The 9,705-nt window shown below is 36.8% G+C and carries 9 protein-coding genes; all 9 read right to left on the reverse strand.

Annotation, left to right across the window (positions count from 1 at the left end; translation table 11 throughout):
* On the reverse strand, window positions 1–109 hold a 109-nt coding region (locus BLR79_RS09445; protein WP_143338817.1), incomplete at its 3' end, for a helix-turn-helix domain-containing protein.
* Window positions 110–229: 120 nt separating this feature from the next.
* Complete coding sequence (gene pgsA, locus BLR79_RS07665; RefSeq protein WP_092086613.1) at window positions 230–811, reverse strand: CDP-diacylglycerol--glycerol-3-phosphate 3-phosphatidyltransferase; 582 nt, start codon at window positions 809–811, stop codon at window positions 230–232.
* A gap of 2 nt (window positions 812–813) precedes the next feature.
* The gene (locus BLR79_RS07670) at window positions 814–1,881 is read right to left on the reverse strand and encodes a helix-turn-helix domain-containing protein (RefSeq protein ID WP_143338818.1); all 1,068 of its coding nucleotides are present in this window, start codon (window positions 1,879–1,881) and stop codon (window positions 814–816) included.
* Window positions 1,882–2,008: 127 nt separating this feature from the next.
* Window positions 2,009–3,298 (reverse strand): EF-P 5-aminopentanol modification-associated protein YfmH, encoded by a 1,290-nt coding sequence (gene yfmH, locus BLR79_RS07675; RefSeq protein ID WP_092086619.1) that lies wholly within the window; start codon window positions 3,296–3,298, stop codon window positions 2,009–2,011.
* Window positions 3,291–4,568 (reverse strand): M16 family metallopeptidase, encoded by a 1,278-nt coding sequence (locus BLR79_RS07680; protein ID WP_159427630.1) that lies wholly within the window; start codon window positions 4,566–4,568, stop codon window positions 3,291–3,293. The genes yfmH and BLR79_RS07680 overlap by 8 nt, the downstream gene beginning before the upstream one ends.
* Before the next feature lie 57 nt (window positions 4,569–4,625).
* Window positions 4,626–5,579 carry an ABC transporter permease gene (locus BLR79_RS07685; protein ID WP_234970864.1) on the reverse strand — a complete coding sequence of 318 codons (954 nt, stop codon included), beginning with the start codon at window positions 5,577–5,579 and terminating at the stop codon, window positions 4,626–4,628.
* Complete coding sequence (locus BLR79_RS07690; RefSeq protein WP_092086625.1) at window positions 5,579–6,658, reverse strand: ABC transporter permease; 1,080 nt, start codon at window positions 6,656–6,658, stop codon at window positions 5,579–5,581. Before BLR79_RS07690 ends, BLR79_RS07685 begins: the two co-directional genes overlap by 1 nt.
* Before the next feature lies 1 nt (window position 6,659).
* Window positions 6,660–8,210 carry an ABC transporter ATP-binding protein gene (locus tag BLR79_RS07695; protein WP_092086628.1) on the reverse strand — a complete coding sequence of 517 codons (1,551 nt, stop codon included), beginning with the start codon at window positions 8,208–8,210 and terminating at the stop codon, window positions 6,660–6,662.
* 104 nt (window positions 8,211–8,314) lie between these two features.
* Window positions 8,315–9,343 carry a BMP family lipoprotein gene (locus BLR79_RS07700; protein ID WP_092086631.1) on the reverse strand — a complete coding sequence of 343 codons (1,029 nt, stop codon included), beginning with the start codon at window positions 9,341–9,343 and terminating at the stop codon, window positions 8,315–8,317.
* Window positions 9,344–9,705: the final 362 nt, after the last annotated feature.

The raw sequence follows: 9,705 nt of genomic DNA on the forward strand, positions 1-9,705 counted from the left end.
TCGAACGGTGACGCCCGATGGCTTCAGCAATTTGACTCGCTGTATAGCCTTCATGATAAAGTATTTCTATTTTTGAACGGTCTTCTATGGTAAGATGTTTGTAGCTCATAACAGGTCCTCCGTGTGTGTTTTTGTGGTTACTAACATTTTACACGAACCTGTTATGGGTTTTCTTGTTTGTCGCAATTAATTTTACAATCTATCTTTTAATAAAAGCCCGAACGGGCTTTTAGCGATAATTTTTGAAGACAAAACGTCCTTGATAAAAATATTCTACACCAGAATAAACTGTAAAGAATAAACAAATATACAATAATATTTGCGCTAGATTAATGTGATACTGTCCTACTATCGGGTTATTCCACAAGTAAAATAAAATAGAAAACATTTGTGAAAACGTCTTAATTTTACCCGGTAAAGCGGCCGCTAAAATCTCCCCACCTGCTTCAATAATGAGAAGTCTTAAGCCCGTCACAAGTAATTCGCGACTAACAATAACAATAACAATCCAACCCGGAATGACATCTAGCTCAACTAAAGCAATAAAAGCTGAGATCACTAATAATTTATCCGCCATTGGATCTAAAAAGGCGCCAAAGGGTGTGGTCAAATCATATTTTCTTGCTAAATAACCATCTAAAAAGTCAGTAATACTCGCGACTGCAAAAATAATTCCTGCAATAAACCAATTCATAGGAACTGTGCTACCTAGGAAATATATTTCTCCCCAGTTAAATGGACCAACTAATAAAAGAATAAAAATAGGGATTAAAAATATTCTAAAAATAGTTAGTTGATTTGCGATATTCATTGTTATTCGCCTCCTGGAGTGTAATTAGGATCTAGCACAGCTGGCCCTTCATATGTCCCTGCTTCTTGATCATCACCTGTCGAGTCTTCTTGGTTAGGAACTTCCTCGGTTTGTGGTTCTTGAATTTGAGCATCATTAGTTGATGATTCGGCTTGTTGGTGATGGACAGTTTCCCCTTTTGTAACAAATTCAACTTGGTTAGGGCGTGTAACGTTAGTTAGAGGAATTTCTTTACCGTTAACTGTGACTTTTACTCCTTCTTTATAACCAAACTGTAACATCGCACTTTGAGCATTGGATGGCGTAATTTCAATGCTGTCTCCGGCATTTAGAACATGTTCTTGGGTAATTGCACCATCTTCAAAATATCCAATCCAAACTGTTCCTAACCCTTCCACAGAAAGTGTTAAAGAACTTAGATCGTCAACTTCATAAATGGTTGGATCAGGATCATCTGAAATTAATACCAATTCTTGCTCTAAGTCTGTTTCAGGATTATCTTGAGCTTGTTCTCCTGGTGACTCTTGGACGGTGGAACTATCGGGCTGTACCGAACTAATTACTTCATTAGTCGTTATACTTTGTTCTATCGCTACTTCGTCCTTATTCTCTGAATTAATCCGATTAATCGTTACTATAATCGTCCCCATAATTCCTAAAATAACAGCAACTAAACCAATAACAGGTAGATATTTAATTAAAAAATTCCAAACGGGATGGTTATTGGGTAAATGATACCGATCAAAGCGACTTGGAATTTCTTCCTCATCTTCTTCTATTTCATCTTCCACCCACTCTTCTTCCACTTCTTCCTCGTCATCTTCTTCAAACAACAAGGCAAGTATGTCTTCATATTCATCCATTATTTCTAAAGGGTCTAAATCGACATGTTTAGCATATTTTTTTATATAAACTTTTGCATGGTGAAAGCTAGCAAGTTCATCGAATTCTTCATTTTCCAACTTTTCAATAATATCTGCTGGAATCTTTGTAATCTTATGTAATTTATCGATTGTGTACCCTTTAGAAATACGGGCTTGTTTAAGTAATGCGCTTAACTCACTGATCAAAATTCTCACCTTTTCAATAAAATATAACTAATAATCAGTATACCATAATGCCTGAAAGACTCCATCATTAACGGCTTAATTCCAGCATAAAAAGCCGATGAATTATTATCACCGGCTAAATCATTTACTAATTGCTTAATGGATTAATCGTAACCTCTACCCACTCTGCTGTTTCTAAATATTTTTCCCCAAAATCTTTGACATCTGCAAAAGTTAAATCTTTTAGTACATCAAGGGTTGTAAAAAAGTCATAGTTATTAAAGACACTCCCCGTTACTTCATAGGCTAAATATTCGATTGAATTAGCCATCTTTAAAAAGTCGCCTAGGGTGCCTTTTTTCAGTTGTTCAAAATGAGCTTCATTAAAGTCATCTTGATCAGACCATTGCTTTAAAACTTCCTTCCATTCTGAAAACAGCTCATCTTGATTATAACTAGCAGAAATAATTCTAAAATAATGGACTGGATCTTGAAGGGCATGTTGATAGCCGTAACTTGAATCAATCCAACCTTTATCATACCAACGTTGATAGTTTGATGATGTAGGACCTAACAGTAAATCAAAGAATAAAGAGCCTGCTAGATTTTCTTTAATCAACTTTTCTCCTTTTAAAAGAGGATTAGATAATCTACCACCTAAAACAATTAATGGTTGAGAGACTTCCATTTCAGAAGTCACTGTGGGAATAACTTCACCTTCAACAGGTTGTTCAACTAATTCATAATGAGGGGGTTTAAAGTCTTTATTGGCTTGATTTTCTTTAATGACTTCTAACATTTCCTCTGGATCAAATTGTCCCACTACTACTAAACACATTTGAGTTGGGTGATAAAACGCGTCATAGCACAACATTAACTCCTCATAAGTTGTTGCATTAACGGATTCCACCGTTCCACCAATATCTTCTCCCATTGGGTGATTTGGATAAAGAGCTCCTAAAGTTAATTGTTCAATTTGCCACCCCGGATGATCCATATACATCAAAAGCTCTTGAGTAATAATGCCCTTTTCTTTTTCCACACCCTCTTTTGTAAAGTGGGGTGTTTGAACAAAATCTAATAGAGTTTCAATATTTTTTTGAATATCGAAAGAAGCTGAGAACAAATAGCTTGTCTGGTGATAAGAAGTAAATGCATTTGCTTGAGCTCCTTGTTGTAAAAACTTAACGAAGGCATCTTCACCATTTTCACCTTCAAATAATTTATGCTCTAAAAAGTGAGCTGCTCCGGCTGGAATTTGATAAACTTTTCCAGTCAACGTATCTTTTACTTGACGATGGAGGCCACCTAATTTAGTTGTAAATACTCCATACGTGCGATGATAGTTAGGCTTAGGAATCATAATAACTTCTAAACCATTATCTAGAGTGGAGCGTATCACTGTCTCATCTAAGGTTTTATAATGTGTCTTATTCATCAATCGATTCCACTCCTTTTAGGAAAAATGTTTGTACTAATTGAAATTCTTTGAGTACGTGCTTAATCTCTTGCGCTGTTAGTTGATTCATCATCTTTGTATAAACTTCCACGTCATATTTAAAGCTTGGATTTTTGTATTCAATAAAACGATAGTTTAATTCATTTATTTGACTGTCGATGGATTGAACCATGTTACTAATGAGCATCAATTTAATCTTATTGAAATGATCATCATCTTGTAATGTGTCGATGAGGTTATCCAATTCTTCTACGACTTGATTAGAGACTTTTTTACCTAAAGTCGAGTCGACTCCGGCAGTCACAACAACTAATCCTCTAGCCACATCAATTGCAGAACTTACTGAATAAGCTAAGCTTTGCTTTTCGCGAATTTGAGTAAACAGTTGTGAAGTGGGCGACTGACCAAAGAGGGTATTAGCTAGTTGAAGTTTCATTCGCTCTTTAAAAGTTTCTGCATAAGGAACTTTGAAAGCCATCGCTAAATTTCCTTGTTTACCGCTAGTTTCTTCTTCAAGATAAGTAGCAGATTTAGCTTTAGATAGAACAAGCTCATTATTTTGATAAGAATAAGAATTAGTCGCTACTGTCAGTGGCCATGTTGATAATTCTTTGTCTACCCAGTCGTTATTAAACTCACCGTGACACAAAACTACCACTTCAGCTGTTTGTAGCCACTGTTCGTAAATTGTTTTTAGATCGACTAAAGTCATTTTTTCTAAATCATCTAAATTCGCCATCGCTGAGTAAGCAGCTTCTTCATATTGATATAACTCTTCGTATAGACGTCGGCGAGCTAGACGTGCTTTGTTATCCTTTTGACGCTCAATAGCTTGTTGTAAGAGCTTCTTCTCTCGGTTAAAGCGTTGCATAAACCCTTCATTTGTTTCATCAAACGCTTGGTTAAATAATAGTTCCTTTATTAAATTAAACCACTCTGTTGTTAAGGAAGTACCCTCAGCAATTAAATCTTGGCGAACGATGGCGGTAGAAAGGGTTAATTCATGAAAGTGACCCCGTCTATGAACACTGATAGCTAGTTCAGCTCCGTATAAATCGGCCAAAATAGATTCAATGGCTCCTTTAGAAGGGATGCTATTTGACCCATCTTCCATCATTCGACTCATTAAATGCAAAGCACTCGCTTCAAAGGGGTGATAAGGGGTTATAAATTTCACGATACAGCGATTTGTCTTATATTTATTCGATTGAATTACGTCAAGACGGACGCCATTTTCTAATATTTTCATATAGACCTCCATTAAAAAAGACAACAAAACGATTTGCTCGTTTCGTTGTCTTTATCATTATTTTGATTTAATATATGTTGTCCCAATAGCCGCAGGGGCTTGAGATTTACCTACAAAACTAACGAGCACAATAATTGTAATCACATAAGGTGCAATTTGCAAGTAAACCGGTGGGATGTTTTGAATCACGGGTATGGATGAGCCCACCACCGCAAGGCTTTGAGCAAATCCAAAGAAAATAGCTGCTAGCATTGCGCCAATTGGGTTCCATTTACCAAAGATCATAGCCGCCATCGCCATAAATCCTTGTCCGGTAATGGTTGAAACAGAAAAGTTTAAAGAAATAGATTGAGCAAAAACTGCTCCACCGATTCCACCTAAAATTCCCGAGATAATGACTCCTAAATAACGCATTAAGTAGACATTAATTCCTAGTGTGTCCGCTGCTTGAGGATTTTCTCCTACTGAACGAAGTCTTAAACCGAATTTCGTTTTATAGACAACATACCACATTAAAAAGGCGACGATAATTCCTACATATGCTGGAAGCGACGTTGCTTTAAAAAAGATCGGCCCAAATAATGGAATATTTGCTAAAATAGGAAAGTTAAACTTACCAAAGGCTTTACGGATCACATCGGTTTGACCGTGTCCGTCGAATAATGCACGAGTTAAAAAGACGCCTAGAGCAGGTGCAATTAAGTTTAAAACTGTACCAGAAATAATGTGGTCCGCTCTTAAATGAATTGTAGCAACCCCATGCACTAAAGAAAGAATGGCTCCTACTAATCCTCCAGCTAATAATCCCAACCAAGGTGTCCAATCGCCAAATTGATCGAGGAAAGCTAAGTTAAATAAAATAGCACTAAAAGCTCCCATCACCATAATTCCTTCAAGTCCAACATTAATAATACCGCTTCGTTCTGAAAATACTCCTCCAATGGCTGTAAAGATTAATGGTGCAGAGTACACTAAAGATGAAGAGATAATTAAAGCAAGCATATTGACCATTATTCTTCACTTCCTTCTTGAATATTTGCTGCAGAGACCGTTGTTTGTTTTTTCAAGTTTAATAAATAAGTAATGATATATTTAGAACCTACAAAGAAAATAATAAGTGCAATAACAATGTTTACAATCTCGCTTGGTACTTCCGCTCCTAGAGGCATGAAAGTTCCTCCGGTTTTTAATCCTCCAAATAATAAACTAGCAAACACAATTCCTAAGGGATTATTTGCTCCTAAAAGAGAAACAGCCATTCCATCAAAGCCAATCTCTGGCGCTGTTCCGTTCATTAAGAAGATATTTCTAAACTCGCCTAACCCACTCATAACACCACCTAAACCAGCTAAAGCTCCGGAAAGCATCATGGCTAAAATAATGTTACGCGTTGCATTCATTCCCGCAAATTGAGCGGCGAATTTATTTAACCCAACGGCTTTTAATTCAAAACCAAAAGTAGTCTTTTGCATGAAAATATAAATAATCACCGCAAAAGCAAGAGCAAGGAAAATACCTGCGTGGATAGTAGACCCTTTTGTTAAATCCGCTAACCATTGTATACGTAAACTTGCGTTAGGCCCAACAAATGGTGACGCATCGGCTCGGTCGGTCATTACATAACGAATTAAGTAGTCATTAATATATACCGCAACATAGTTTAACATAATCGTTACAATCACTTCACTTGTATTAAAGTAGGCCTTTAAAATGCCAGCAATTCCAGCCCATAACGCTCCTGCAAGAGCACCTGCCAAAATTGCTAGAGGTAAGACAAGCCAACCTGAAGCCTCAGGGAATAACAAACCAACCCACACGGAAGCAAGCCAGCCAAATAATGCTTGACCTGCGACTCCAATATTAAAAAATCCCGCCGTGTAAGCTACCGCAAACCCTAATCCAGTAAAGATTAAAGGAGTAGCCGCTCGGATTGTTTGTCCTATTGCAAAAGGTGTACCTACAGCTCCTTGCCACAAAGCTTTATAGCCAGCTACCGCATCATATTTAAAAGCCCACATCACTAATGCTCCGAAAAATAAGCCAATGACAACAGTTAAAATGGGCACGATAATCGAAGTATAACGTTTCATTTTATAAAGCTCCCTCTTTTCTTTGCTTTACCACTTCTTCATAGGGTGTCCCCGCCATCATAAGACCCAATTCTTCTTTATTTGTCTCTTCACGAGGTAAATCAGCAATGACAGCCCCATCATACATCACTAAAATTCGGTCTGATAAATTGAGTATCTCGTCTAGTTCAAAGCTCATTAATAAAACAGCTTTATCACTATCACGTTCTTCAATCAATGCGCGGTGAATAAACTCAATTGCTCCTACGTCTAAACCGCGCGTCGGGTTAGCAGCAATTAATAAATCTGGATTTAAGTCTAACTCTCGAGCAATAATGGCTTTTTGTTGGTTTCCACCCGATAAAGCAGAAGCAGGTACGTTTTGATTGGCTGCTCTTACATCATATTGCTCCATTAAACGCTTTGCTTTATCTTGAATCGCTTCTTCTTGTAAGAAACTATATTTAGAATAAGGTGCTTTATAGTAATCTTGTAAGATAAAATTTTGACTAATTGGAAAATCTAAAACGAGCCCATATTTATGTCGGTCTTCAGGAATATGCGTTAAACCTCGTTCGACAATTTCACGGGGAGATCGATTAACAATGGGTTCTCCTTTGTAAATAATCTCTCCGTTAGCAATTGGCATCAATCCCGTAAGAGCTAAAATAAGTTCCGATTGTCCATTCCCATCAACACCAGCAATTCCTAATATTTCACCATTGCGCATAGTAAAGGATAAATTCTCTACGACGTCCACATCTCGATCATCTTTAACGACGAGGTTTTTTACTTCAAGTACCGTATTCGTCGGGCGAGCTTTTTCCTTTTGTGTTGTAAAGGAAACATCCCGGCCTACCATCATACTAGCCATTTCTTGAGAGCTCGTCATAGCTACATCAACTGTATCAATTGATTCTCCGCGACGAATAATCGTACAACGATCGGCGACTTTCTTAATTTCATCTAACTTATGAGTAATAATAATGATCGATTTACCTTCATCTGCTAAATGGCGAAGTGTAACAATGAGATCATCGATTTCTTGAGGAGTTAAAACAGCCGTTGGCTCATCAAAAATTAAAATGTCAGCACCGCGGTATAATGTTTTTAAAATCTCAATTCTTTGTTGCATACCTACACTAATATTTTCAATTTTAGCATCAGGATTAATCATTAAACCATATTGAGCTGATAGCTTTAAAATTTCTTCACGCGCTTTTTTGATATCGACTTTTATTCCTTTAACGGGTTCTTCTCCTAAAATAATATTTTCGATAACAGTAAAACTATCAATTAACATAAAGTGTTGGTGAACCATTCCGATTCCTAATTCATTAGATTTAGAAGGTGAATCAATGGTAACAGGTTGACCCTTTAAGTAAATCTCCCCGTCAGTTGGAGTTAATAGTCCAGCGAGCATATTCATTAAAGTCGATTTGCCTGCCCCATTTTCTCCTAGAAGGGCATGGATTTCACCCCGCTTTAAATCAAAATTAATATTTTTATTGGCATAAAAATCGCCAAACCGCTTAGTAATGTTTTTCATTTCTATAACAGAAGAAGTCTGCATTTTGTGGCCTCCACTCATTAAGATATAAAAAAATAAGAACTGACTTCATAATAATATCGGTCAGTTCTATTGTACTTTATTCGAAAGGTTTTGTGTACTATTGTTTAGCGTTGCGGGGTGTCTGGAACGTTAATTTCGCTATCAATGATTTGTTGACGATAAGACTCAACTAAGTCTTCAACTTCTTTAGTTAGTTGGCCTTTTGTTAAGTTAACGCCTTCTTCTTTTAAACCGTAAATACGATTTTCGCTAGTAAATCCTTCTTTATTTACTTCATTAGCAAATTGATGAAGGGTCTTTCCTACTTCTTTTAAAGTAGATGTCAACGTTAATGAGCGAGTTTCTCCGTTTACTTCAATGGTTCCCTCGTCATGTTGGTCTTTATCAACACCGATAACCCAAATTTCTTCTTCGGGATTGTTTTGAACGATATCTTTAGCTTCAGAGAAAACGCCGTTTCCACTGTTACCTGCCGCTTGATAAATGACATCTACTCCGCTTGAGTACATAACAGCTGCTTGTTGCTTAGCTCTTGATGGATCTGAGAAGCTTCCGACATGTTCAACCATAATTTCAATATCAGGGCTAACTGCTTTGGCACCTTCTTCAAAACCAGCACGGAAACGATCGATCGTAAAGCTTTCCATTCCACCAATGAAACCAATCTTATTCGTTTTAGTAGTTGATGCTGCAGCAACACCTGCTAAAAAGGCTGCTTCATTGTCTTTAAAGTTAAGTGAAGCAATGTTATCCATCTCAGACTCTTCGTCAATAATAACAAAGTGACGATCTGGAAATTGTGCGGCCACTTCTTCAAAAGGTGCTAACAGTTTAAAACCTAAGCCAACGATTAAATCAAAATTAGCATTCACTGCTTGCATTAAAGAGTTAATATACTCAGAATCTTGCTGGGCGTGGATATAATTATAACCTCCGACACCTTTTTCAAGTCCGTGCTCTTGTCCGTAAGCTTGAACACCTTCCCAAGCGCTTTGGTTATAAGACTTATCATCAATTCCACCTTGATCACTAATCATAATTAATGATAATGCATCCTCTGCGTGAACAACTGTAGGTGTTGTTAATCCTAACAAAATCAATACAACACTTAAAATACCCATAAATCTCTTCATAACATGTCTCCTAAATAATTATCAATTTATCTTTAGTTTACCTTAATAATTCATTATTTAAAAGACTCGCTCTTATTATTATTCGTTTTAAATAAAAGAGGCTGTGACATAAGTCGACAGTTTCTTTAGAAAAATAACCCCGTCAAAACATTTTGTAAGGGTATCATACATATGTGACACGAAAACATAAAAAAAAGAGGAGCTTCTGGTACACTATATTTAACGAATAAAAAACAATAGTGTGAAAGGAAGCTCCCCATGAAGTCAATTATAACAGAAGAAATGCGATATAGGCAAAAAGTTGTTGAGTATGCGGAAAAATATGATAATAACGCCAAAGCAGCCCGTCGTTATGGCACAAG

This window comes from Dolosicoccus paucivorans (genome assembly GCF_900100125.1).
GTDB classification, from domain to species: domain Bacteria; phylum Bacillota; class Bacilli; order Lactobacillales; family Aerococcaceae; genus Dolosicoccus; species Dolosicoccus paucivorans.

Excerpts from the sequence above, each read along its gene's own strand:
- BLR79_RS07685 (WP_234970864.1), bottom strand. The coding sequence starts at position 5,579 with ATGGTCAATATGCTTGCTTTAATTATCTCTTCATCTTTAGTGTACTCT.
- BLR79_RS07680 (WP_159427630.1), bottom strand. The coding sequence starts at position 4,568 with ATGAAAATATTAGAAAATGGCGTCCGTCTTGACGTAATTCAATCGAAT.
- BLR79_RS07690 (WP_092086625.1), bottom strand. The coding sequence starts at position 6,658 with ATGAAACGTTATACTTCGATTATCGTGCCCATTTTAACTGTTGTCATT.
- BLR79_RS07695 (WP_092086628.1), bottom strand. The coding sequence starts at position 8,210 with ATGCAGACTTCTTCTGTTATAGAAATGAAAAACATTACTAAGCGGTTT.
- pgsA (WP_092086613.1), bottom strand. The coding sequence starts at position 811 with ATGAATATCGCAAATCAACTAACTATTTTTAGAATATTTTTAATCCCT.
- BLR79_RS07700 (WP_092086631.1), bottom strand. The coding sequence starts at position 9,343 with ATGAAGAGATTTATGGGTATTTTAAGTGTTGTATTGATTTTGTTAGGA.
- yfmH (WP_092086619.1), bottom strand. The coding sequence starts at position 3,298 with ATGAATAAGACACATTATAAAACCTTAGATGAGACAGTGATACGCTCC.